General features: G+C 42.0%; 22 protein-coding genes, 1 tRNA gene, 2 riboswitches and 1 other annotated feature. Of the genes, 3 read left to right on the top strand and 20 right to left on the bottom strand.

What is annotated here, in order from left to right:
• Positions 1–1,104, bottom strand: coding sequence for an MGDG synthase family glycosyltransferase (locus tag CHY_RS04810; RefSeq protein ID WP_011343965.1), 1,104 nt, complete (start codon positions 1,102–1,104; stop codon positions 1–3).
• 86 nt (positions 1,105–1,190) lie between these two features.
• Between CHY_RS04810 and CHY_RS04805 the strand changes: the two genes are divergently transcribed.
• Together CHY_RS04805 and CHY_RS04800 are read left to right on the top strand one after the other, a co-directional pair.
• Entirely contained in the window at positions 1,191–1,907 is a 717-nt protein-coding gene (locus tag CHY_RS04805) for a 2-phosphosulfolactate phosphatase (protein ID WP_011343964.1), read from the top strand.
• Positions 1,882–3,024, top strand: a complete 1,143-nt coding sequence (locus tag CHY_RS04800) for a glycosyltransferase family 4 protein (protein WP_011343963.1) — start codon at positions 1,882–1,884, stop codon at positions 3,022–3,024. The genes CHY_RS04805 and CHY_RS04800 overlap by 26 nt, the downstream gene beginning before the upstream one ends.
• On the opposite strand, the gene CHY_RS04795 is transcribed toward CHY_RS04800, so the two are convergent.
• The 4 genes from CHY_RS04795 to CHY_RS04780 all read right to left on the bottom strand — a co-directional run bounded on the left by CHY_RS04795 (position 3,008) and on the right by CHY_RS04780 (position 6,021).
• A complete protein-coding gene (locus CHY_RS04795; protein WP_011343962.1) occupies positions 3,008–3,337 on the bottom strand; it encodes a helix-turn-helix domain-containing protein in 330 nt (109 codons plus the stop codon). The genes CHY_RS04800 and CHY_RS04795 overlap by 17 nt on opposite strands.
• 160 nt (positions 3,338–3,497) lie before the next feature.
• Positions 3,498–4,583 (bottom strand): fructose-1,6-bisphosphate aldolase/phosphatase, encoded by a 1,086-nt coding sequence (gene fbp, locus CHY_RS04790; protein WP_011343961.1) that lies wholly within the window; start codon positions 4,581–4,583, stop codon positions 3,498–3,500.
• Positions 4,584–4,675: 92 nt separating this feature from the next.
• On the bottom strand, positions 4,676–5,212 hold the full coding sequence (locus CHY_RS04785) for a prephenate dehydratase domain-containing protein (protein WP_041537661.1): 537 nt from the start codon (positions 5,210–5,212) through the stop codon (positions 4,676–4,678).
• Positions 5,213–5,223: 11 nt separating this feature from the next.
• Positions 5,224–6,021, bottom strand: a complete 798-nt coding sequence (locus tag CHY_RS04780; protein WP_049752075.1) for a bifunctional 3-deoxy-7-phosphoheptulonate synthase/chorismate mutase — start codon at positions 6,019–6,021, stop codon at positions 5,224–5,226.
• Between the two features lie 37 nt (positions 6,022–6,058).
• Positions 6,059–6,382 (bottom strand) — a binding site (T-box leader).
• Positions 6,383–6,580: 198 nt separating this feature from the next.
• Between CHY_RS04780 and CHY_RS04770 the strand changes: the two genes are divergently transcribed.
• Positions 6,581–6,656 (top strand) — tRNA-Ala (locus CHY_RS04770).
• A 233-nt stretch (positions 6,657–6,889) separates the two neighbouring features.
• Here CHY_RS04770 and CHY_RS04765 read toward each other — a convergent pair.
• From CHY_RS04765 to fliM, 15 genes are all read right to left on the bottom strand, one after another.
• Complete coding sequence (locus tag CHY_RS04765; RefSeq protein WP_011343957.1) at positions 6,890–7,111, bottom strand: hypothetical protein; 222 nt, start codon at positions 7,109–7,111, stop codon at positions 6,890–6,892.
• Positions 7,111–9,807, bottom strand: a complete 2,697-nt coding sequence (locus CHY_RS12710) for a chemotaxis protein CheA (RefSeq protein ID WP_162485058.1) — start codon at positions 9,805–9,807, stop codon at positions 7,111–7,113. The genes CHY_RS04765 and CHY_RS12710 overlap by 1 nt, the downstream gene beginning before the upstream one ends.
• A 6-nt stretch (positions 9,808–9,813) precedes the next feature.
• Positions 9,814–10,170 carry a response regulator gene (locus tag CHY_RS04755; protein WP_011343955.1) on the bottom strand — a complete coding sequence of 119 codons (357 nt, stop codon included), beginning with the start codon at positions 10,168–10,170 and terminating at the stop codon, positions 9,814–9,816.
• 13 nt (positions 10,171–10,183) lie between these two features.
• Entirely contained in the window at positions 10,184–11,248 is a 1,065-nt protein-coding gene (locus CHY_RS04750) for a protein-glutamate methylesterase/protein-glutamine glutaminase (protein WP_011343954.1), read from the bottom strand.
• Positions 11,235–12,722, bottom strand: a complete 1,488-nt coding sequence (locus tag CHY_RS04745) for a chemotaxis protein CheW (RefSeq protein WP_011343953.1) — start codon at positions 12,720–12,722, stop codon at positions 11,235–11,237. Before CHY_RS04745 ends, CHY_RS04750 begins: the two co-directional genes overlap by 14 nt.
• 24 nt (positions 12,723–12,746) lie before the next feature.
• Complete coding sequence (locus CHY_RS04740) at positions 12,747–14,690, bottom strand: methyl-accepting chemotaxis protein (RefSeq protein ID WP_011343952.1); 1,944 nt, start codon at positions 14,688–14,690, stop codon at positions 12,747–12,749.
• 45 nt (positions 14,691–14,735) lie between these two features.
• Complete coding sequence (locus CHY_RS04735) at positions 14,736–15,551, bottom strand: CheR family methyltransferase (RefSeq protein WP_011343951.1); 816 nt, start codon at positions 15,549–15,551, stop codon at positions 14,736–14,738.
• Positions 15,548–16,045, bottom strand: a complete 498-nt coding sequence (locus CHY_RS04730) for a HEAT repeat domain-containing protein (protein ID WP_162485057.1) — start codon at positions 16,043–16,045, stop codon at positions 15,548–15,550. Before CHY_RS04730 ends, CHY_RS04735 begins: the two co-directional genes overlap by 4 nt.
• A gap of 95 nt (positions 16,046–16,140) precedes the next feature.
• Positions 16,141–16,224, bottom strand: a riboswitch (cyclic di-GMP riboswitch).
• A 64-nt stretch (positions 16,225–16,288) separates the two neighbouring features.
• Positions 16,289–16,651 carry a response regulator gene (locus CHY_RS04725; RefSeq protein ID WP_011343949.1) on the bottom strand — a complete coding sequence of 121 codons (363 nt, stop codon included), beginning with the start codon at positions 16,649–16,651 and terminating at the stop codon, positions 16,289–16,291.
• Positions 16,652–16,664: 13 nt separating this feature from the next.
• On the bottom strand, positions 16,665–17,579 hold the full coding sequence (locus CHY_RS04720; RefSeq protein ID WP_162485056.1) for a methyl-accepting chemotaxis protein: 915 nt from the start codon (positions 17,577–17,579) through the stop codon (positions 16,665–16,667).
• Positions 17,580–18,528: 949 nt separating this feature from the next.
• Positions 18,529–20,388: a methyl-accepting chemotaxis protein gene (locus tag CHY_RS04715; protein WP_011343946.1), complete on the bottom strand. Its 1,860-nt coding sequence runs from the start codon at positions 20,386–20,388 to the stop codon at positions 18,529–18,531.
• Positions 20,389–20,403: 15 nt separating this feature from the next.
• Positions 20,404–21,081 (bottom strand): DUF2225 domain-containing protein, encoded by a 678-nt coding sequence (locus tag CHY_RS04710; protein ID WP_041537660.1) that lies wholly within the window; start codon positions 21,079–21,081, stop codon positions 20,404–20,406.
• A gap of 18 nt (positions 21,082–21,099) precedes the next feature.
• Positions 21,100–22,611 (bottom strand): DUF342 domain-containing protein, encoded by a 1,512-nt coding sequence (locus CHY_RS04705; protein ID WP_011343944.1) that lies wholly within the window; start codon positions 22,609–22,611, stop codon positions 21,100–21,102.
• A 57-nt stretch (positions 22,612–22,668) separates the two neighbouring features.
• Positions 22,669–22,753: riboswitch (cyclic di-GMP riboswitch) on the bottom strand.
• Positions 22,754–22,760: 7 nt separating this feature from the next.
• On the bottom strand, positions 22,761–23,804 hold the full coding sequence (fliY, locus tag CHY_RS04700; RefSeq protein WP_011343943.1) for a flagellar motor switch phosphatase FliY: 1,044 nt from the start codon (positions 23,802–23,804) through the stop codon (positions 22,761–22,763).
• On the bottom strand, positions 23,797–24,804 hold the full coding sequence (fliM, locus tag CHY_RS04695; protein WP_011343942.1) for a flagellar motor switch protein FliM: 1,008 nt from the start codon (positions 24,802–24,804) through the stop codon (positions 23,797–23,799). The genes fliY and fliM overlap by 8 nt, the downstream gene beginning before the upstream one ends.
• Positions 24,805–24,812: the final 8 nt, after the last annotated feature.

Below are 24,812 nucleotides of genomic sequence, written 5' to 3'. Positions count from 1 at the left end.
TTAATCACCTCCGGATATATTATCCCCGATATTTTGGAAAAAATGCTTGGAAATATTTATGGAAGCATCCCTTCTTCCGAGCTTTGCCGCCTTTTGCCTCAGGGATAAGAGGTTTTGGCTGAAAAATAACTCTGGCAAAACCTTGTTTAGTTCCAAAACATCAGATAGGTACAGGGCAGCACCTTTTTTTTGTAAAAACTCGGCATTTCGCTGTTCCTGCCCCGGTAAGGGATTAATGATAATAAGCGGTTTTCCTAAAGCTAAAGCCTCAGCGGTGGAAAGCCCACCCGGTTTGGTGATGACTATGTCCGCTGCAGCCAGATATTCCGGCACTTCTGCCGTAAAAGGTACCGGAATTAAATTTCGCCTTCCCAAAACCTTTAAATCCCGGTACAGTTTTTGATTGTGCCCGCATAATACGATAACCACCCATTCTTTATTAATATCCGTAAGGGTCTTTGCCGCCTCCGCCAGGGGTCCAAGCCCCAGACCTCCCCCCATCATTAAAATAATCTTAGTCCCTTCCCGGATTTGATATCTTTCCCTGACCGCGTTAGCATCGATTTCCCCGGCAAAGACTGGATCAATCGGTGGTCCAAAGGCGTATATTTTATCCCGGGAATACCCTTTTCCCACTAACTTTTCTTTAATCTCCTCCGCCGCCACATAGTAAAAACGGGAATTTTGCGTTAACCAGAAGGCATGGTAATCATAATCGGTAATAACCGTAGCATAATTCCGGTAACCCAGGTAATCCAAAGCCACCGCCGGGAAAGCATGGGTGACGATTATCCCCGCGGGTTTAAACTTTCGGATTACTTCCTTAAGTTTCTTTTTGTATAAAAAAGCTACCACCAACCTTAGCCGGTCCTTTTCTTTATCGTGTCCCTGCTCATAAACATAGCCCCAGATTTCCGGGGTATGGGTTAAAATTTTTAAGTAAAGATCCGAAGCTATCTTTTCAATTTTTGGGCCAATTAAATTTAACATCGTTAGTACCTTAACTTCAACATTTGGGGCTACTTCCCCAAAAGCTTTTTGTAAATTGTAGGCAGCTTTTAAGTGGCCATGGCCAAAACGCTCGGCCAAAAGCAAAATTTTCATAAAAACCTCCCGCATTATGTTGTATAATAAGTGTTGTTAAAAAAACTAAAAATATAATAAGCAAAAGAAAAGGAGCATAAGGTTAAATGAAGATTGATGTCTTATTTTATCCCGAAAAGCTTAAAAATGCCGAAGATAAAGCCGTGGTGGTCCTGGATGTGCTAAGAGCTACCACCACTATTGCCACCGCCCTGGCAGCCGGTGCCGAAAAAATTTATCCCGTTTCCTCGATTAAGGAAGCATTCTTACTTAAAAAGAAAATTTCCGGAGCGCTCCTTGGAGGAGAGCGGGGCGGAATTAAGGTTCCCGGTTTTGACCTTGGCAATTCCCCTTTGGAATACCAAGGATTAAAAGGAAAAACCATAATCTTATCTTCAACTAACGGTACCAAAACCCTTAAAAAAGCCGTATCCGCCCGAACCCTTATTGCCGGAAGTATCGTTAATGCTAAAGCGGTTGCCGATTATCTTTTAAAACTTAATCTTGATGTGGTCTTAATGCCCTCCGGCACCGACAGTCAATTTTCTCTGGAAGATTTTGCTGGAGCCGGTTATATCATATCACTTTTAGCGGAGCAAAAAAAGATTGAACTTTCCGATCAGGCTTACGTTAGCTTTGAGCTTGCCCGCAGTAACCCGCCGGAGGAAATTTTAACCCGTTCCTTTCACGGCCAAAGGCTCATTAACCTCGGTTTTGCCCGGGATGTGGAGTACTGTGCCAAACTAAATCTTTTAGATGTGGTGCCAGAAGGCCATCTCCAGGAGGGGAGGCTTGTTATTGAAAGTAGCCGTCTTTTCCGATAGTTACCATCCTTATGTAAGCGGTGTGGTCCGGTCCATTGATTTATTTCAGGAAGAACTTTCTCAACGCGGAGTAGAATTTATTTTTTTCATCCCCGCTTACGGCAATTTCAAAAAAGAAAAGGGCTTTTACCGTTTTTTCTCTGTACCGGCGCCAACCAATAAAGAGTTTCATTTGGCCCTTCCCTTTTCGTTTAAGGTTTCGAAAACTTTGAGGGAGGAAAAAGTTGATTTAATCCATGTGCATAGTCCTTTTCTTCTGGGGCGTTTGGGCCAAAAGACCGGGCGAAAATTAAATATCCCGGTGGTTTTTACCTACCATACGTTATACGAAGAATATGTCCACTACTTTCCCTTCGCCCGGAAAACCGCCAGAGCAGTTACTTCCTGGTACACTTTGCAGTTTGCCAATAAATGCAGTGCGGTAATCTGTCCCACCGAAACCATTCGGGACTATCTTTGCCAGAAAGGCTTAAAGACCCGGAGTGCGGTAATTCCCACCGGGATTGATTTGGAACCGTTCAGCAAAGCTGACAGTTCCTGGTTAAAAACAACCCTGAGTTTAAAGGGGAAAAAAGTGTGCTTATTTGTGGGAAGGGTGGCACCGGAAAAAAACGTTGATTTTCTCCTGGAAAGTTTTCGGATTGTGGCTTCTACGCTAAATGATGTGGTTTTAGTGATAGTTGGCGGGGGGCCGGAATTACCCCATTACCAAAAAAAAGCCGAGGAACTCGGCCTGGGCAATTCCGTTAAATTCATCGGTCCGGTACCTCCGGAAAAGGTACCCCTTTTTTACGCCGGAGCCGACCTTTTTCTTTTTCCTTCGGTTACCGAAACCCAGGGACTGGTTTTTGCTGAGGCCAAAGCTGCCGGGCTTCCGGCTGTGGGGGTAAGGGCTTTTGGTTCCAAATCAATGGTATTTGATGGAGTAGACGGCTTTCTTACCGGTCCAAATCCCCGGGAATATGCTGAAAAAGTCATCCTTTTACTCCGGGATGAAGCTTTACGAAAGCTATTTTCCCAAAACGCTCGTAAAAACGCCCAAAATTTTAGCAAAGAATACACCGCCCGGTTAATGTACGATTTATACCAGAGCCTTATAGTTAATCCTGACCAGTAACGCCGGTGATACCGTATTTTTCAAACTGGTAGCGAAGATTTGCGGCGAGCTTTTCGGTGATGCCAAGTTCCTCGGCGATTTCCGTATCACTTTTACCGGCTTTTAATTGGTCGATAAAAGCTTCCCAGGGTACTCCCACTTCATCACACTTATCTTTAAAGCCAAGGTCAAAACTAAAGGGAGCCCCTTTGGCGGTAAAGCCATCGGCAGCAATTTCCCATTCTTTTAGATAGGGTGAGCGGTTATTTAAATACCAGTGGGTGGCACTGCCCATTTTTTCTTCAATGGCATTGTCGCGGTTTTTTAAATCCATAATATTTTCCTCCTTGCTGTGTATTTTTTAAGGTGGTCTATGAGAGGTCGTTGGTGGTAGAGAAATTTTTTTACCGACGACCAACCACCTACCACTTACCACAAAAAAAATCCCTTTCCTTTGGGTAGTTTCCCAACAAGGAAAGGGTTTTATGCATTTTTTATGCTTTTACAAAGCGATCTTTTAGCTTTTCCAAGACCAGCGGCAACGTGGTATACTCCATTTCCTCTAAATGGAGCCGGTGGGGTTCAAAGGGGCCGAGGCTTCGCATGTAATCGGCAATCATTAAGGCCATCTCCCGCGCCCGGTCATAAGCTTTATCGGCAAAGAAATCCTGAGGACCAATGAGTTTTCCATCGGCCAGCTGGAAGCCAAGGGCAATTACCCGGGGCGGCCCGTCAAAGCGGGACGGAGTAGCATCGGCCACCGACACCGGCATTAACGGTCCGGAATGGGAACCGCGCATCCAGCCGGAAACCAGGTGCGGCCGGGCAAAGGGCTCTAAAGCTTCGCCCACCGCCGGTAAACCGCTTTGGCAGCGGACGATTAACACCGGGTCGTCCTTACCGATGTACCGGCCGGCCATGAGGTTTAAGCGCTGGGTACTGGAGGTAGCGGCAATTTCCCCGGCTTTGGTATAAACACTCTTGACACAATAGCGGCCGGGAGCACCGATAAATACGAGAAGGTCATATAAATCTTCTGGAGTATTGAAGATAATCTTTTTATTTTCCAGGAGGTCTAAAACTTCAAATTTAAAGCCTTCGTGCATTTTGGGATCAATGACAAGCCCAATGGTGTTAAACGGGTCGGCAAACATTTTATACAGCGGCAAGTTCCAGGCTCCGGGTTCCGTTTTGTCTGCGGCAAAAACGATAATCGGTTCGCTGGTTCGCTCAAAAAACTCCATTTCCGCAATTCCCGGACCCAGACCTTTGACGTTACCGGAAAAAGCATCCGCCAGTAGATCCTGTCCTGCTCCGTAAAGTTTTAACTTTTTGGCCACTTCCGTGCAGGCTACAAAAGTATCCCAGGCTAACTTGTGGATTTCCTCCGAATCCACCCCCTGACGGTGGGTCATGATTAAATTGATGTCGTCACCAACGTGGGTTACATGAAAATCCACCAGAAGAGGGCTTTTCGCCAGCTGTTCCCGGGCAGTGGCCAGAAGCTCTTCATGCACACTGGAGTGCCCAACGAACCCTCCTACATCCGCTTTAATGACGGTAACCGTTATCTTACCCATCCAATCCCCCCATTTAGAATAGTATATTTTTTTATTATGTTATACTTTATTTCTCTCTTAAACTAAAAATTCCTTCTTTTTCTTAAATTATGTTACAATATTTTAAATAAACCAAAGCGGGTAACGGATGGGCGGTTACCGTTTAGAAAAAGCTCCAAAACTTTTGCCTCGTTCCGGTAATCCAGGTCAGCAATAAAGGCAGCCCCCTTAATTTTTTTTGCTTTCTCTGCTGCCTGGCTGCTGCTTAAAGCCGGGATAAACCTTAAATGGTCCCTGCCTTTAAAATATTCCCGGCACTGCTGCCAGAGTTCCGGCCTTGACAATACTACGTTAATTTCCTCTAACGATTGGGCCGAATAGGAAAAAAGCCCGGGGGTAATGGGTAAAAATACTTCCTCTATCAGGATAAGCTTTTCTTTTAAGGTTTTGAGTATAGCATCTACTTCCAAAACTTTCCCGGAAAGGCTATTTTCTAAAGGAAACAATGCCCCTTCTATCTCACCATCTATTAATGCCCGAGCAATATCTTTAAACGATGAATACCAAACTTTCTGGGTAACTTTATTTTTTAAAAGTTTTAAAGCTTTTTCTGAAAAAGTCCCTGGAGGCCCTAAATAACCGGTGCGCATCGCCATCCCCCTTAAAAAGTCTTGCCTGCTGCCAAAAGCCAGGGGTTTAACTCTTCCAAAAGTTTAATAAATGAAGGAAGGTCCAGGGACTGTTGGCCATCACTTAAAGCTTTTTGAGGCTCGGGGTGAACTTCGATTAACAATCCATCGGCACCGGCGGCAACCGCCGCTTTGGCCAAAGCGGGAATTAAATCAACCCGCCCCGCCGCATGGCTTGGATCAACTACAACCGGGTAAGGGCAGAGCCTTTTTAAAAGAGGTACCGCACTGATGTCAAGGGTATTACGAGTCATTTTTTCAAAGGTTCTTATCCCCCGTTCACATAAAATTATCCGGTGGTTACCCCCTTCTTCGATATAAGCCATTGCCCCTAACCATTCTTCAATGGTAGCGGCAAGTCCGCGTTTTAACAAAACCGGTTTATTGACCCTGCCAAGTTTCTTTAAAAGGGAAAAGTTTTGCATGTTGCGGCTGCCCACCTGAAGGATATCCGCCACTGGTAAAGCCTTTTCCAGAGACTCTTCATCCAAAACTTCCGTTACAACTATTAAGCCATACTTTTGCTTAATTTCCGCCAATATTTTTAAACCTTCCTCTCCAAGGCCCTGAAAGCTTTCAGGCCGGGTTCGGGGTTTGTAAGCACCACCCCGTAGACCGTTAATACCGTATTTTTTTAGGACCTGAGCCGTTTTCTCCAGTTGTTCCCGACTTTCTACGGCACACGGCCCGGCAAAAATCATAAACCTTTTCTGGCTGGTTAACTCTTGCCACCAGTCCTCTTTAAGTTTTGGTAAAACCCCATATTCCAACACCTCCGTATAATAAATTAAACCCGGTCCTTCATCCCCAAGGGACGAAAGACCGGGTCGTCTTCCGCGGTACCACCCTTCTTGGCATTGCTGCCCTCTCGTTAAAGGTACGGGAAATTTCCTTAGGATACAAAAAAACCTTTGGCTTAGGGAACCAAAGGTTTAATTACCACCCTAAGAGTACAGGAAACCTCCGATACCCCGTTCCTTTTAACGGTGGAACTCTCCGGGTCCGCCTACTTCTTTGTTCAGCGGCCAGCTCCAGGGAGAACTTCAGATTTTCCGGACCACCGGGCTTCCACCCTCCCCGGCTCGCTTTCGGCCCTGCAAAAATCCTACTTTTCCCTATCACAGCCTTTACTTTAGAGGTATTTTAGCAAAAATAAAAGCTAAAAGTCAAGGATTTTTTAAAGGGGCTCGCCGACTCTTTTATTTTCTTTCAACCATATTATACCTTGGAATTTATTTTTTAGCAATATCCGGCAAGCCCAGGTTCTTGACAAAACTTCCTTTACGGTTTATTATATGAGATGCTCGGATAAATTACAACTAAAAAGACGGGCGCGTAGCTCAGCTGGGAGAGCACCTGGTTCGCACTCAGGAGGTCGAGGGTTCGAGTCCCTTCGCGTCCACCAGGAAAGTTAAACTCCTGCCCGATTATAGAGGCAGGAGTTTTTATTTAGAGAATTGCTGCTTCAAGAATTTCAAAAAAGTTGTTTTGCTTCAGCAAAATTAGAACAACTTGTCCTGAAAAATGGAATGTTTGGCTAAAGTCAGCCTGCTTCATGATATTGGCAAATTGGCAGTTCCCAACAAAATTCTTGAAAAAATGGCCCTTTAACCGGTGAAGAATTATGCATATAACTTTTTAGTTTAATTCTAAAAACTCCTCCCAGATTTCCGGGCTTTTGGCAATTTCAATTGTGATATCGGGATAATTTAATTGCAAACACTTTAAAAGCTGCCAACCAGCAAGGTCCACCTGGTCGGTAGTAAAAACTATTTTTTTAAAATTTAACTCCCCTAATTCTTCTTTTACCCGGGCTACATTTTCAATGGTAAGAGGCAAATCAATAACCTTTTCTGCCACTACATTTCACCACCCATAAGGCCGGTCGGGGCAAGGATTAACAGAATGCTCCCATCCCCTAAAATTGATGCTCCTTCATACAGCGAAAGGTGACTTAATTCCCCCGTTAAAGGCTTAATTATTACTTCTTCTTTCCCTTGTAAATCGTCCACAATTAAGGCAAATCCATAATGTAAAATGATAATCTTAACTTCTTCTTGCTCCTTTTCTTTTAAGCCCAGGGTCTTTGCTAAATTAACTAAAGGAATAACATTGTTTCTTATAACCACTACCGGTTTTTGCTTAAAAGATTTAATCTCCTTAACCGGCACATTTACCGTTTCCCGAACGGTATAAAGCGGAATACCAAATAGCTTACCACCTACAGTAAACTTTAATACTTCCGTTGTTGCCATGGAAATTGGCAAAATTAAGCGTATGGTTGTTCCCTTACCTTCCTCGGAAAATACTTCCACTTGACCGCCAAGGGCATTAACTTTTTGCTTCACCACATCCATGCCTACCCCGCGTCCCGAAATGTCGGTTACTTCATCTTTGGTGCTAAATCCTGGCTTAAAAATTAACTCATATACCTGCTCGGGTCTTAACCTTGAAGCTTCCTCGGCAGTAATTAAGCCATTTTCTCTTGCTTTCTTCAAAACTTTTTCCCGATTAATTCCCCTACCATCATCTTTAACCTCGATTATCACCTTATTACCCTGGCTGTAAGCCGCAAGTTCCAATAATCCAGTGGCAGGCTTTCCTCCCGTAATCCGCTCTTCAATTTCCTCCAGACCGTGGTCCAGGCTATTTCGCACCAAATGAAGTAACGGTTCATAGAGTTCTTCTAAGATATCCTTTTCTAACTTTGTTTCTTCCCCTTTTAAAACTAAGTTTACCTGTTTATTTAGCTGTTTTGCGGTATCCCGCACAAACCGTGGAAAGCGCTTAAAGATATTTTCCACCGGTAAGAGGCGCAGTTCCATTAAACTATCCTGAAAATCCCGGGCCAAACGGTCAATATAAAGAGCTTTATCCTTTAATTCCCGGGCAACTTCCATTTGCCCAAGCATTTCCAATTTTTTTACCAGGTACGGCAAACTATTTTTGGCAATAATCAACTCACCGGCTAAAGCCAGAAGTTTATCGGCAAGTTCCTGGGATATTTTCAATGCTTGGCTTTTTCTCTTGGCTTTTGCTAAGTTTTCCTGCTCTAACTCCTTAGTATCTTGGGCAACTTTTTCTTTGGTTTCTTTGCTTTCTTCAATTGCTGGTTTTTCTTCCTCTTGAGGCACTGAAATTAATTCAAGAAGGAATTGCAACCGAGCAGTTAACTGTTCAAAAGTTAAACTCCCTTCCCATTCAGTCTGGTCAATTCCTAAATATTTTTCCACATTGTTAATAGCCTTGGCAGCAGCCTGGTAAACTGGCTCTTTTATTTCACCTTTAACCTGCCGCAGGCCTTCTAAAAGCTGTTTTAAAAGTTCCTCTACATAAGATAAGGATATCTCTACTTTTTCAGCTTTTTGCTGAATTTTCTCATCTACTTCTATCTCCGTTTCGCCTTCATCACCGCCAATAAACTCATAAAAATCGGTAAGGACAGTTAAGAGATTGGTTTCCACATAGTTTTGCTCCGTTACTTCGTTTAGGATACTAAAAGCTATTTCTAAAACCTGCTGCTTTATAGACTGCGCTTTTTCCCAGTCGCTCTCTACGAGTTCAGCAATTGTTTCAATAAGAGCCACTAATCCCCCGGCAAGCCAGGGATTGTCGGAAAAAGCACTATCCTTAAATAGGGCTAAAAGCCGGTTCAAAGCTTCTTTTATTTGTTCGCGGTCATTATACTCCGCTATTTCCTGTAAAACTAAAGTTAACTTCTCATAATTTTTTCTTAAACCTTGGCTATCTACTTCTCCTTTAATAAACTCTTCTAAATCAGTAGCAGTAATTTCTGCAATTCTTACACTATTTTCCTCGGAGGCAATGAAAAGAAAAACATCTTCAATATCTTTAGGGCTTTTTTTCGTGGCCAGATACAGCTCAAAGTTTAAATACAGATTTTCCGGAGAAAAATCAGTCCAGTTGGGTACTTCCCGCCAAAAATAATATTTACCCACTAAATTGCCTAAGGCCTTTAAGTCTTCAAGCACATACTCTAACCGGTGCCCAAAGTAAAAGAAATTAGGCGAAAAGTCAAGTGAAATTTGATACAAGTTTTGCTTTTTAGCCTTTGCCTTTAAAAGTTTAGCACAGTCTGAAGCCGTTAATTTTAAAAGATGGCTTTTGTTAAGTAAAGGTACAGTTGCCAAGCTGTTTGTTTCCTGGGCTGGTAAAGTTGATTCATTAGTTGCAGTTATTAACCCGGCTAATTTTTCTGCTATGTCCTTATTATAAGGACGCTCTTCGCCAAGAGTTAAAGCTGTAATCAATTCCCCTAAATGATCAAAGGCTTCAAGCAAAAGGTCTACCACATCACTGGAAATCTCTATCTCATGGCTTCTTAGGGCTTCTAAGACGGTTTCAAGATAATGAGTAAACTCTTTAACCGAATTTATACCGGCTATCCCCGCTGAACCCTTTAAAGTATGAGCTATACGAAAAAGAGCATTAATGGTTTCTTCGCTGCTGTTAATTTCTAAGTCTAAAATTAAAGGTTCTAACTGCTCCAAAAGTTCCTGGGCCTCAAAAACAAAGGTTTCCCTTAAGTCACTCAAAACCAATCAACTCCCCGTTAATAACATAGCATAGCTTATTATTTGTTCGGGTAAAACCGGTTTTACCAAATACAAGGTAGCCCCCGCTTGTAAGCCCTTCAATTTATCATGCTCTTTTGATTCGGTGGAAATTAAAATTACCGGCAACGAAACTCCCATTTCCCGGACTTTATAGACAAAAGTATAACCATCCATTTTAGGCATATTGACATCAACGGTCATTAAATCAAATTCTCCATTTAAAACTTTTTCCAGAGCCTCTAAACCGTTTACCGCTTCTTCTACTTCCCAACTAAATCCTTGAAAAATTTCCTTAAAATACTGTCGAACAGTAAAGGAATCATCAACGATTAAAACTTTCATGCAGCCACCTCTTTTACCGAACCAACTCTACTATACGGTCAGCAATTTGATACACCGGCAAGATTTCTGAAGCTCCACCCCGTTCAATAGCTTCCCGGGGCATTCCCCAAACTACTGCTGTCTCTTCACTTTCAGCTATGGTATAACCGCCTTTTTGTTTAATTTCTACCATAGCTTGAGCTCCATCATCCCCCATACCGGTAAGTAAAACTGCAATTATTCTGTGCGGTTCAATTACGGTTAAAGCAGAACGAAAGGCAACATCCACCGACGGCCAGTAAATTGTTTCCCGGGGAAGAGGGGTATAGCGCACCCGTACAACATTGATGCCAAGTTTACGTTCTAACTTGAGATTAATTCCTCCGCGAGCTACCAAAACCTTACCCCGCTCTAGGCTTTCTCCGTCTTCTGCTTCTTTCACGTAAAGTTCCGAATAATTATTTAAGCGTGCAGCAAAGGACGCGGTAAATTTCTCCGGCATGTGCTGAATAATAACTACAGACGCATCTAAATTCCCCGGAAGTCTTGGAATTATTTCCATTAAAGCTTTAGGCCCACCGGTAGATACCCCAATCAAGATTAATTTTTTAAAACTAGTATCGGGGCTAACCGGCCTAGTTTTTGGAACCTCTTGAACAAAAGGCCGCTCTTTGCGCGCTTTTAAGCGAACAACGCCGCGAGATTTTGCTACTGCCTTTACTTTTTGTAATATTTCTTCGGCAACTTCCTTAATTTTTAAGGAAACGGTGCCGTCGGGCTTGGCCACGTAATCGACGGCACCCAGTTCCAAAGCTTCAAAGGTTGTTAATGCTCCCTTTTGCGTTAATGAGGAAATAACAATAATCGGAGTAGGACGGTGAAGCATAATATATTGGATAGCCGTTAAACCATCCATCTCCGGCATGTTGATATCCATAGTAATGACATCCGGAGACAATTCTAAAGCTTTCTCCACTGCTTCCCGTCCGTTCCGTGCAACAGCTATTACCTCTATTTCCGGGTCCTGTTCCAGGATTTCCCGCAAATATTTGCGCATTAACGCTGAATCGTCGACTATCAAAACTCTAATTTTGGACAATATCTAATGCCTCCTCAATTTGTTCTTTTTCTTCCCGGCTAATTACATGCTTGAGATCCAGCAGCAGAATTAAACGTTCTCCACCGTTTATCTTAGCAATACCGCTTATAAACTCCTGCCGAATTTCATCATTTAAAAGAGCTGGCGTTTTCTCTATTTCCTTTTCATTTATTTTTAGTACTTCACGCACGGTATCAACCATCAAACCAAGTTTTAACCCCTGATAATCAACTACAATAATCCTTTCCGCTTCCCGCTCACTATTTAACTGTAAGTTAAATTTCTTTCTTAAGTTTAATACCGGTAAAATTGCTCCTCGAAGATTTATAATACCTTCGACAAAATAAGGAGCCTGCGGAATAGATGTTATTTCAGGAACATGGATTATTTCTTGTACGTTTCCAATTTCTACCCCATATTCCCCGGTATCTAAACCAAAAATGACAAATTGATTTTCTTGAGACATCAACTCCGAAATCACTTCCCTTTGTTCAGCTTCATTTTTAGCCTCTAATTGCAGTTTACTTTCGGCTAAAAGTTTTTCAGGAACCAAGGTATAGATTAACCTTTGACCGGAGTTTAATTTACAAACACCATTGATCAATTCTCCCGCATCGTTTGCTAAATAAGAAGGAACATCATCAATGTCGCTCTTTTGCACCCTTAAAACTTCAGTAACCTCATCTGTAACCAGACCAAATAAATAGCTTCCTTCTTCCTTGCTTAAATTTAAAACTATAATTCGTGTTTTTTCATCATACTCTTTTCGTTCAAGTCCCAAGAAAAGTCGCAAATTAATAATGGGTAAAGTATTATTGCGCAGTGTTATTATACCTTCCACATATGCGGGCAATCCGGGAGTTTTTGAAATAATTTCAGGCACCCGCACAATCTCCTGTACTGCAGCAATAGGTAAGGAAAATTCCTCGTTGCCTAATTTAAAACCAATTAATTGCTCCAACGAAGAATTTTCTTGGGCAATTTCTTGGCTTTCGTTAACTTCTGTTAGCTCAAAACTTTTCTGTCCTCTACTGACTTGATCAAGCTTCTTTTCAAATATGCCTTCGGGCTTAATCTCCATTATTAACTCTTCGGTGTGCGGAAGTCTTACCACACGGCTAACCAGCCGGGTGTTTACTTGGGCATTGGCAATTTCTTCAAAAACCGCCCCTTCTAAGTCTACCACTTCCGCCATGCGATCAACCAAAAGCCCTATCTTTTCCTGGGCAAGTTTTAATACTACTACCCTTGAGCTATCGGAAAGTTCATTGGGCGGCAGCTGAAGTTTCCGCCGCCCATCTAAAATAGGTAAAATTTCGCCTCTAAGATTAGCTAGTCCCAAAAAATACTCAGGAGTCATTGGTACTTTTAATATAACCGGCGGCCTAATTATTTCCTGAACATAGTTTAAATTTATGCCATACCTTTCTTTACCCAGATGAAAGGTAATTAACTGGCCACGGGCATCATCCATACCACTTCACCTCGCTGAAAAATTCTATAGTTGCTGCATTTCATCTGCCAACGCTGAAATTTCCTCAATAGCCTTAACCAGCTCTCTAAAGCCCGCAGCCTGCTCTTGAGCTGCCGAGGAGGCTTGTGCTGTGGCAGAAGCAGCTTCTTGAGCTGCAGTAGCAATTTGTTCAATAGCTTTCTTGGATTGTCCTAAGGCCGTGGCAATTTCTTCACTTCCAGTTAAAATTACTTCGTTCCCAGCTAAAAGTTCGTTCATATCATCGGTCAGTTGATTTAAGTAATCAACAGTTTTTTGTGATGATTGTGCTTCTTTTTCAATAAACTCGCCTAATCTATTAATTTCATTAGCAACTTCCGCCACCTGTTCCTGAATATTACGCACTAGTTCTTTTATTTGTTCGGCATTTTTCTGGCTGTCTTGAGCTAAATTCCGAATATCTGCAGCAACTACTGCAAACCCTTTACCGTACTCTCCCGCACGGGCTGCTTCAATTGCTCCACTTACAGCCAGCATATTGGTTTGAATACCGACATTAACAATAGTATCAACAATTTTGTCAATTTGGCGCGACTTTTGAGATAAACTTGCTAGCATCTTTACATTTTCCCTATTAGCTTCTACAGCTTTTTTAATTCCTTCAATTAAATTTAGTACTCGTTGCTTATTAGCATCTAATAATTCGACCATGGTTTTGGTTTCCTCTAACATCCGGTGAGCAAAACCTGCTACTTGTTGAGTATACTGTTCAAGTCTTATGACAGCACCGTTGGATTGTTCAGTAGCTGCCGATTGTTTTTTAGCGGCTTCATCGATTTGTTCTATAGCTGCCATAATTTGCTGGGAAGTTTGATTAGCTTCTTCAATGGACGCCGAAAGCTGCTCAGCTGCTGCAGCCAGCTCTTCCGATGATTTTTTCACGTCAGTGGAGTGTTTCAGCTCATCGGCCATGTTGGCCAGTTGATTGGAAGCTGCGGAAATTTCAGTCATTGCTTTAACCTGCTCTTCTATAGCGGTTAAAGCTTCATAAGCAGAACCCGATTGTAGTTCCGCTGCCGTAGCAATTTCTTCAACTCCCTTTTGGAATTCCAAAGCCATTCTTTCCATTTCCTGTGACATCTTATCCACATTTTCTGCAGACGCTACTAATTCTTTGATATTCCTGTTTATTTCTTCTAACTTAGCACTAACTTCTTTTCCCTTTAATGCTTCATCTTTTGCAGTTTTTGCAGCGTTATTAATTGCATCAGCAACAGCCTTAACCTCACTTTGAATTTCATTAACCATGTTCCGAATATCATTAGCTGCTTTTTCCGAAATTTCTGCTAAAGTCCTTACTTCATCGGCTACTACCGCAAAACCGCGTCCATGTTCCCCCGCACGGGCCGCTTCGATAGCTGCGTTTAAGGCTAAAAGATTGGTCTGGTCGGCAATCTTCACCACAGTTTTTACAATATTGCCGATGTTTTCTGCTTCAGCTTCTAATTTAGCTACTGCATCCGCTGCCATTTCATTTCTTTGAGCAGCATCAACTACACCATTTACTAAACCCTCTATGCTCTCTCCTGTAGTATGTATAAGTTTTTCCGCTGCAACACCTTTCTCATTTCCCTTTTTAGCATTTTCCGCGGCAATCGTTATATTTTTGACTATCTGATTTACAGCTTGGAGCGATTCTGCTGTTGCTGCTCTCGCTTCTTCAGCTCCTGCCGAAATTTGCTCCATTGAACCTCTTAATTCTTCCACAGCTGCTGTTGCTTCCGCTACACTGGAAGATAGTTCTTCCGTTGCCACTGCCAAACGTTCAGCCATTTGCTGCTGTTTAGCAAAAGTTCTGGCTTGTTTTCTCTGAGCTTCTAACTTTTTCTGTACCTCCGCCTGAGACACAAGCGCCTCACTGGTAGAAGCCTTTACTCCTTTCTCTTTTTGAAAACTACCTTCGGGTAAAGGTGGTAAAGTCTTAGACATTTCAATACCTCCTCTTTTATATTTTTATTAAATATCTAAAATACATTAAGCCCCTGGTTTTTGGTAAATAATGGCGTTTTTAAATTTTTTAAGTTTAAAAACCGAAGTTATCCTGCTCATCGATTCCGAATGACCCAAAAAAATGTAGCCTCCCGGATTTAAAGCCCGGTAAAAATGAAGAGCTACTTCCCGGCGCGATTTATCGTCAAAATAAATTAAAACATTTCGACAAAAAATAGCATCATAACCGGACATTTTGCTCATTTCTATTTCATCCAGTAAGTTTAATAGTTGAAAATTTACATACCTGGCAATTTCCGCAGATAACTCATATACTTCGCCCCTGGGGCGAAAATATTTTGCTAAGTAAACATCAGGTACATCTTTTACCGACCGTTTGGTATACAACCTCTTGCGAGCATGCTCAATTACCCGGGAGTTTATATCTGTTGCATCCACTTGAAAGGTAAAGCCAGTACCCTCTAACATTTCTTTTAAAATAATGGCCAAAGTATACGGCTCTTCCCCGGTAGAACAACCCGCCGACCAAACTTTGATATGCTTTACCGTTTTTTTCTGGATTAATTCCGGGATTACTTCTTCGGCAAAACATTTAAGCTGTGAATACTCGCGAAAAAAATACGTTTCATTAATGGTCAAAATATTAATTAAAAGTTGAAATTCTTCTCCTTTATCACCGTATTTTAGATGGAAAAAATACTCGCGAAAACTTTTAAATCCTAACTTTTTAATTCTTTCTTCAACCCGCCGTCGGACAAAATCGTACTTGGTATCCTCAAATTTTATCCCGGTCTTCTGGTAAAGATACTCGGCTAAATTTTGGTACTCGACAAAATTCATTCGTTCCCACCGCTTTTTAAGGATTGTATTGCCCGATTTACCGCAAATTCCATAAACGGCTGTTTAAATTTTTCCCTTATCGACTCTAATAAGGAAATGTCCTCATCATTTCCATATTCGCCTAAATATTCAACTATCCAGGCAACAACATTAACATTAGTCTCAGAAAGCAAGTGGTCGCGAATAGCTGCAATTCCCCGGGGGTCTTTCATCTCTCCTAAGATATTTGCCGCAAAAATGCGGATATCTTCATCTTCACTGGAAAGTAGTTTACTTACCTCGGGAAAAGCTTTGGCATCTAACTGCACTAAAGCTTCAATCGCCAAATTTCGTAAGCTTGGATCGTCGTGGTAAAGTAACTCGATAAAGCCTTTGATAATTGCTTCATCTTCTCTTTTTAAAAGTTCTATGTAAATATTTTCCCGCTGGAAAAGGTCATCTGTACTCACCAACTGAGAAAAAAGTTCCTGAATTTCTTTTTCGCTTGCAGACACCTTGCCTTCCTCCATTATCTTTGAAATTCGTTCCTCTATTGAAAACATAAAAGCTCTCTACCCCCACGGAAGAGAGCTTAAAGCCTCCCAAGCCCTTTGGCAGCTGGCTGGCTTAGCTTTAAGCTTTAGCCCCTGTAGCTTTGCGCCCCCGGCTTTCACCGGGTTTGCCTTTGACAAAGGAGGAGTACCTGTTTTTATCATTTTAGTAAATTTTTTAGCATATTCCTCAGCTTTCAGACATAACTACCGTGCTACTTTTTCCACTACACCTAAAAGCTGTTCAGGAGTAAACGGTTTGGTAATCCAGGCTGTTGCTCCAGCTCTACGAGCCTGCTCTTTTTTCGCAGCTTGAGACTCAGTTGTTAAAACTATCACTGGCGTGAATTTGTAGTTAGATAATGCCCGGACTTTTTGAATAAAAGTTATCCCGTCCATTTCCGGCATGTTTAAGTCAGTTATGATTAAATCAAATTTTTCTTTCCCAAGCATATCTAAAGCTTCGCTTCCTTTAGTAAATGTTGCAACCTGGTGACCTTTCCTTAGCAACGATATTTTTATACTTTGCAGCATCGTAGCCGAATCATCCAATGCCAATATTTTTTTCATCTGCTATACCTCCTCACTGGTTAAAAAACTCAACGTTATTTAGCAGCTCCGCATCTCTCTCTTGAGAATTATTTAAAGCAGTACGATGAATAATTTTTTCATCTTCCGAGGTATAAAGCGTTTCAATTTTTCTTAATAACTCTCCCTGTCCCTTATTTTTTAAATATTCCTTAATCAGCTTTAAACCTTTTATAACGTTATTTAGCCTTTGGGCAATAATGTCTTGAAACTGAAAATTAGCCGCTCCTCGAGTAATTACCTCTTCCAAGTTTTCCAGCGCTTTGTCAGCTTTTTGAAAAATTTCCTTGGTTTTCTGTCCCCACTCCTGGCTTATCTTTCCGCTATGGATAATTTTTTCATTTGCCGAACTAAGCTGATTTATAAAATAACTTTCAAGCTCATCTAAATTCTTAGATAATTCTTCGACTTTTTGTTCAAACGCCCGGTTATGTTCAGCCAAATTTTCAATAGCCTCAGAAGTCGTACCAACCAGGTTTTGGATCTCCTGGGCTACGACGGCAAAGCTTCGTCCTGCCGCTCCCAAACGAGCTGCTTCAATGGAAGCATTTAATGCTACCACCCGGGTTTTCCTTGTAACATTTTCCAATAGCTCAACCAGCTGTTCCTGTTCTTCTTTCCCCCATAAACGAAAAACCCCATCAATTTTTATAATTAATTGATGGAGGTAAGCTTTCACCTCCTGCAGCACTCGGGCATTTTCCTCCACCACATTAGAAATTGCAGCAACATTAGCCCGATTTAGCTCTAAAACTTCCTGAAGAGAACTGGTAATTAAATCTTTACTATTTTTTAACATATTCATACTATTTTCCGCAGCTTGTCCCATTTCTAAAACTGCGGCTTCACTTAATTGAATCACCTTTTCAATTTGCTTTTCTAAAATTGATAATGAATCCTGTAATTCCAAGGTCAACTCTCTCCTCACCACTTCTTCATTTTCCCTTTTCTTGGCAAAAAATGGAATCATGCTTTTGTCTAATTAAATCACCTCCATCTTACCTGGTAAGCCAGTTACAAGAAAATTTTAAGAGCAGCTTCAACCACTTACGAATCAAGTTTACCTTTTTTTAATCCACCTTTAAGGATTTGGTATATTTCCAAAGGTACAAGGGCTCGTCGATAAGGTCGATCTTTCAGGAAGGCGGCAAGAACATCAGCTACTTGGATAACGCAACTTTCAAGCTTTAATTCTTGGGATGATAGAATGTTCGCTTGTATACCAGTCTTTTACTGAAATCACCCTAACAATTAGAGCATGAACCTGCTCTAATTCAAATTTTGCATGTTCTTGACTTAAAGGCAAAATACCTCTCTCTAAAAAATCTCCCTGCAAACTAAACCAAAAATACTCTTTGCCAAAAAGGCTTTACAATGCTGGATGTAAACTTAATTTTAACATTAACTAATCAAAGTTAACCTTTTCAAAAGATATCAGCTTCCCAATTCTAAACTGATAAAGGCTATACGCAACCGAGATTTTTTAAGTTGGGGATCTAAAGCAACACTAAAAGAATATGCCCCTAACTTCATGAGTCACTTATTGCCCTGACATTTTTCGCCAATACTTTGCAGTACTTTCATTAGTTTATTGTATGTTTTGTCCGATTCTTGTCAATATTTTTTTTTTTTTTTTTTTACTTATTTAAAAAATATATACATTATTCCCATATACTGCTAAAACATAAGATATTTGATAAAACGTAAATGAAAGTAAAAAAAAAGTTTAAATTGAAAAGGGTTGTTTAACCTGTTTACGGCAGTTACCTTGGTCATTCAAAATTTATCTGTTACCCTCTGAAGCTATAAAAGAAAAGCAAAAGAAAAATATAAAACCCGCCCAAAGGCGGGTTTTCTTCTTAAACTTTAAATTTCTCCACATTGGCCACCAGTTCCTGAGCCGAGGCAGCCAGCTCTTCGGTAGCCGCACTGTTTTCCTCAATCGTGGCGGAAATTTCTTCGGTAATGGCCGAAATGTTTTGCAGGGATCGAGCAACCTTTTCGCTGCCTTCGGACTGCTGCTGGGCAATGGTGCTGATCTCGCGAATCCGTTCATCTAACGCTTCAATCTTTCCGAAAATTTCCTTAAAGCTTTCCGAAGCAACCCTTCCTAAACGTTCACCTTCGTTAACAGCTTTTAACGCCACCTGCATGCCAGCCGAGATTTCTTTAACCACAGCCGAGATTTCCTCGGTAGCCCGGGCAGAGCGCTCGGCAAGTTTACGGACTTCTTCGGCGACCACCGCAAAACCCCGGCCGTGTTCGCCGGCCCTGGCGGCTTCAATAGCAGCATTTAAGGCTAAAAGATTGGTTTGCTCGGCTATTTCGTTAATTATCTCAAGCATCCCGCTAATCGCCTGGGCACTTTTCTCTAAATCCGAAACCTTGGCTTTTATTTCTTCAAGCCCGCCGAAGTTTTCATTTAAAGCTTTTTCCCCCTGGGTTGCCGAAAAAACGGTTTCCTCGGCAAGTTTAAGCATTTCCGAAACATACGCCGCAGCTTTGGCAGCTTTTTCGGCAAAGGCATCCATTTCCATGGCTATGGCATTGATTTCACTGGTTTGATTTTGGCTGCCGGTAGCAATTTGCTGGGTACTGGCAGATATTTCCTGGGCCGCCGCCGCCACTGAAGAAGCAACTTCCCGGATTTTTTGCACCAGAGCTGCCACTCCCGCTACGGTATCCTGTAAACTTTTTGCCAAAACCCCCAGTTCATCATTTCTTTCGGTTCCTTCAATTGCAACCGTCAGGTCCCCGCTGCGGATAAGGTTAAGTTTCTCCACCACATGCTGAATGGGGTTACTGATATAACGCGCCACGAAAAGGGCCAGAATGGTTAATAAGATTACGGTAATTAGGAAAATAATAATGCTTGCCGTGAGTATTGTTTTAGTATCGGCACCAATTTCTGCCGCCTCAAAGTTCGCTGCCATTTTCCAGCCAGTACGGGGCGAGGTAATAAAAGCAAGATATTTATCCACCCCGTTGTAATGATATTTAAAAAACCCAGAATCCCGGGAGAGCATTTTTTGGGCAAAATCATAGTTAGCAAACGATTTGCCTAAGAGTTTGGGATCTTTGTGGGCTAAAACCGTGCCCTTTTGGTCGATAGCAAAAAGATAGCCGGTTTTACCAACCTTTATCTCTTTAATTTTATCATTAAAATGGTCTAAAAGAATATCTGCCGCTACAACCCCCACCGGCTTACCATTTTTCTCTACCAGGCGGGCTACGGTAACTACGGTCTTACCGGTAAACGCATCCTGATACGGCTCGGTCCAAACGGCTTTTCCGGGTGAAGCCAAAGCTTTCTGATACCATGGACGTTTTCTGGGGTCATACCCTGCAGGTAATGGTTGTTTGGGATAGAGATAAATTTCCCCGCGGACGGTACCTATGTAAATCGACATTATCGCCGGATTATTTTTGCGAGTATTATCCAAAGTCTTACCAAACCACTGGGCGCAGCCAGGTATATCGTAGAAGTTAATGGCGTTATCTTCTTGAGCTAAAGTATCGATAGTCTGCTGGATTCCCCCAAGAAAATGGTCAATGGCTACATCACCGAGCTTAGCTGCATCCCTGGCTGTATTTTGTAATTTGTTATACAACACCTTTTGGGCTTCATAATAATTAAAAGCGGTATTAACCAATAAAGGAATAGTTACCATCAAAAGAAGAATGGCTAAAATCTTGACCCGTAAGGAATTTAATTTCATACCATCACCTCTGTATTAAACTAATTTGGAACTATACCATCTTTTTTCTTCCCGCAAGACCTGCCACTGCTCCTGTACCAGATTCACCAGCTTTTGGGGCAACATATTTTTATTTTGTAATAAATAACCAAACCACTTAGCCGCCTTTTCGTAATCTTTCAAGCGGCGGCTAAGCTCCCCAATTAAGTAAGCCAATGTATAAGTATCTTTGGCATTCGCTTCGGTGGTAAAAGCTTTTTCGTAATAATTCAGGGCATAGTGCAAATATTTTTCTTCATTTTCAAGTTCTCCCTGGGTTCGATATAAACAGGCAAGATTATGACACAGTCGGCCAATAATACTATCTTTTTCTTTTTTAAGTAAAGCACACTTCAAAGCCTGTCCGTAAGATTTTACCGCCAAAGTAAAGTCCCGCTCCCCGCAGAAATTAAAAGGCAGGGGGTTTTTGGCCAGTTCGTTTTTCAAAAGCTCCAGTTCCGTTTTTTTTATATTTGTAAACTCATCGGTAAAAGCATAAAAACACTGGGGGCAAACATTTACTTTATAATAAAGGGGATTTAACCCGGAATAGCGCATACATAAATCACCGTCCATTCCAGCAGGACGTAAGGCAGAAGTCTTTACTTTAAGAGTTTTATATTCATTACCACAAAGAGGACACTTTATGGTTTTTGCGTAAAGGTCTTGGTTCAAAATAATCACTCCATTCCCTTATAAATCTTTTTCACCGGCAAAAAGCACCCCGTATTCCGTTTCCCTGAAGGTTTTCTGAAAACGACCGATTTTTAGTAGCACCCCTGGGTTTACTTTTTTAATTTTTACGGTACTTTCCTTCCCCACAACAATTTCCATTGTCGTGCCCATCGGGGTTCCCACTTCGTCCAGGTCAACCATCTTCCCCGCCTGTAATTTTCCCCCTACTACTACCGTTCCCCCTTCCGCGAAGATCGACCCGGTAGCCGTCACAGTACAGTGGTAGAGAGATTTACCGTTTAAAATAAAATCCCCAAAAACATTAAACTTGCTGTTTTGACCGGAATAAACTGTTAGTTGAAAGGGGTTAGCGTGAGCATTTTGCTGCTCCTCCTGAAAATATTTTACACCCATTTCAATTAAATGCCACCACAGATTTATTTTTTGATTTAAAACACTGGCAGGAAAAGTTTCAGAAAAACTTCTTAAAAAAGCGGCAAAAACCCTTTCCACTTCTATGAGCCGGTCCAATCCAGCTCGCCAAAAAGCCTCCAGTTCCGGTTTATTTTCGGAAATTCCTTGAAAAGTCTTTTTAATTTTCTCCAAAAGTTTATTAAGTTCCTCCGGCTTTTTATAAAGCTGCTGTAAGACCCGAAATAATGTCACCGGTTTTTCATTTAAATTTGGCAACAACTCTTGAATTAAAATCAGCAAAGGATGAAAGCTTTCTCGAAACTCGTTTAAAATCCGGACGATCTTTGCCGCTAACATCGGTTTTAACCCTACGGTAATTTCGGAGTTAATCACATTTTTTCTCCCAATAAACGATTCCCCGGCATAAATTTTGGCCGAATCCACATTCCCAAAAACTTCCACCGAACCTTCGGCTTTTAGTAAAACGTTTTCCAGGACATTACCGTTAACTTTTATGCTACCAACAAACTGGTAATTTCCAGTCTTGTAGGTGAGGTCCCGGTCTAAAGTTAACAAATTTTGTACCCCGAATCCGGTATGACCGATTCGTACCGGTAACCCTTTCACGGTGGCATAAACTTTATCGTCCTTAATTTCAGCCCCCTTCTGGGCTTTTAGTTTCACCGGGATATAACCTTTGGCCTTTACCGGTTTCCCGAAAACATCAATCCCATCTTCCCCGGGTTTTCCCCTTTTTACTTCGGCTAAAAGCTGACCTTCGTTCACCTGCGGGAGCGATTTAAAATAATAAATCCGGTGGCCAAGCTTATCAACGGAATATTTTTCTTCTTCCGCTGTAAAATAAGTAATTATTTCATCGGGCACCGGCGGTAGTGGTTCCTTACCCCGGGCAATTAGCATAAACTGGTCGGGATTAGCCAAAACTTCAGGTATGTTTTCTTCAATTATCCCGTACACAATGCCTTTCTGGCTTAAAAACTCTTTTAAATCCTGTTCCGTTACCGGAACTTCCCCCCCTTTCTCCCCTTCCAGCAAAGAATATTTGACATAAGCCTCCAGATTATTGTTGGTTAACTTTAATTCCCAGTTTACCACCGTGCCCCCCACCTTTTTTAAAATTAAAAACCTCCTGCCAGAGGAGGTTTTTTATCCTTTGGCAGCTGGCTGGCATAGCCTTACGGCTTTAGCCCCTGTAGCTTTGCGTCGCCGGCTTTCGCCGGGTTTGCCCTTAACGTTTTCTCGCCTTAAATTTTGCTTAACCGTTCCTTGGGAGAGAGAATTTGATTTATTTTGATGCCAAAATTCTCCCCGACTACCACAATTTCGCCTTTAGCCACAAGGGTACCATTCACCAAAACTTCTACATCTTCGTCCACCAATTGGTCCAGGTCAATTATTGCTCCCGGCCCAAAGCTTAAAATTTCCTTGATGGGACGCCGGGTTCGTCCTAACACTACCTCAACTTTGAGAGGAATATCTAAAATTAACTCTAACTTTTCATCTGTCGGCAAAACAAATTGTTCTTCCGCTTTTTCAACTTTTTTCTCAATATTCGTAGCTTTTGCTCCTTCAAGCATTTCATGAGCCATCACGGCCGGTTCTGTCTCCGGGCTCCCGTAGACTTTGGCCAAAAGCATCTGGGCCACTTCTTTGGCCGTAGCCGGCTCCATCACCTGCATGATATCGGTATCGACCAAATCTTCAATTTGCATATTAAAATAAATTACCACTACTTCGTGGCCGCCAAAAGGTTCGTAGGTATCGTTTTCCCGGGAATTGATCATTTTGGACCTGGGCGGTGAAATGTTAATCTTTCTTTTAAAGATTTCCGATAAAGCAGTGGCACTGCTGGCAATCATCTGGTTCATTGCCTCTTGGGCGGCACTTTGTTCTAACTCCGTTATCTCCCCCGAATGGGTGCCGTCCCCACCCATCATTAAGCTGGCAATTACACCCACTTCGTTTTCTTTTATAATCAGGACATTTTTCCCCGACAACCCCTCGGTAAATTCCACTTCAATAACCATATACGGTTCGCGGAAGCTGGCAAAAAATTCCTTTTCCTTTTGCACTTCCACCCGGGGGCTGGTAATGATAACCTTCCTGCCCACCAGCTGGGACAGGGAAGTAGCCGCCGAACCCATGGAAATATTGCCCGCTTCCCCCAGGGCATCTTTTTCCGCATCGGTTAGGATAATTCCGGTGCCGCTTCCTTCCGATTCGGAAGGAACTGGCTCGCTTCTTAAAAGAGCATCAATCTCTTCTTGGCTTAAAAACTGGTTATCCATCGGCTTCATCCCTCTCTATCATCCCAGTTATCTGGCAACAAAGTTTCTCCCCTACACGACCGGGTTGCACCTTAAACAGTTTTTGGTCTTCGACAAAAAGTTCCAATTCCTCATCAACCTTCCGATTCAAAACCACTATATCCCCAACCTCAATTTTCAAAAATTCCCGCACCCGCAGTTCGGTCCCCCCTAAAATAGCAGATACTTCCAGCTCACTTTCCGCTAAAAAACCTTCCATGTGCCGGGCAAAAGCTTCCCGGTCGGCAGCAGTGGCATGGGAAAACCAGTAGCTGGCCGATAGCTTTGCCAGTAACGGATCCAAAACTTCAAAAGGAAGGCAAAGATTAATTAAACCATTGTTTCCTAAAATTTCAGTAGTAAACGTAATTATCGCGACAATTTCATTGGGGGAAAGTACCTGATGTAATCTTGGGTTGTTTTCTAAAGCCTCGATCTCCGGCTCGACCTTGATAATTTCCGCCCAGGCCTGGGCCAGGTTTTCCAAAAGCCGGTAGTTGAGCTTTTTAATCACCGCCAGCTCGATATCGGTAAGTTCCCGAACTTCCGGCGGCATATCACCGCTCCCACCAAATAAAAGGCTTATTATCGGGAAAATAAATTGCAAATTGGTCTCCATCACCATGCTGCCTTTCAGGGGATGAAGCTTAAAGGTTGTTATCAGGGTAGGGGTAGGAACCGAAACCAAAAAATCTTCATAGGTTGCCTGGTCTACCGAAGCTACTTTCACAGAAATATTAGTCCGCAAATAGCCGGTCAGAAAGTTAGAAATTAACCGGGCATAATTATCGTGAATTAAATGAAGCGTGCGCAGGTTTTCCTTGGAAAATTTGTTGGGACGACGAAAATCATATTTGCGGTAGCGGATTTCTTCTTTTTTCTTCTCGGTAACTTCATCAATATTTCCCGAAGCAAGAGCTGCTAATAACCTGTCTATTTCTTCTTGAGATAATATTTCTTTGCTATCACCAAGCTCCGGCAATTATATCC

The organism is Carboxydothermus hydrogenoformans Z-2901, from assembly GCF_000012865.1.
In the GTDB taxonomy this organism is placed as follows: Bacteria; Bacillota; Z-2901; order Carboxydothermales; family Carboxydothermaceae; genus Carboxydothermus; species Carboxydothermus hydrogenoformans.
Note: the sequence above shows the minus strand (reverse complement) of the source record. Positions and strands in the feature narration are given on the sequence as shown.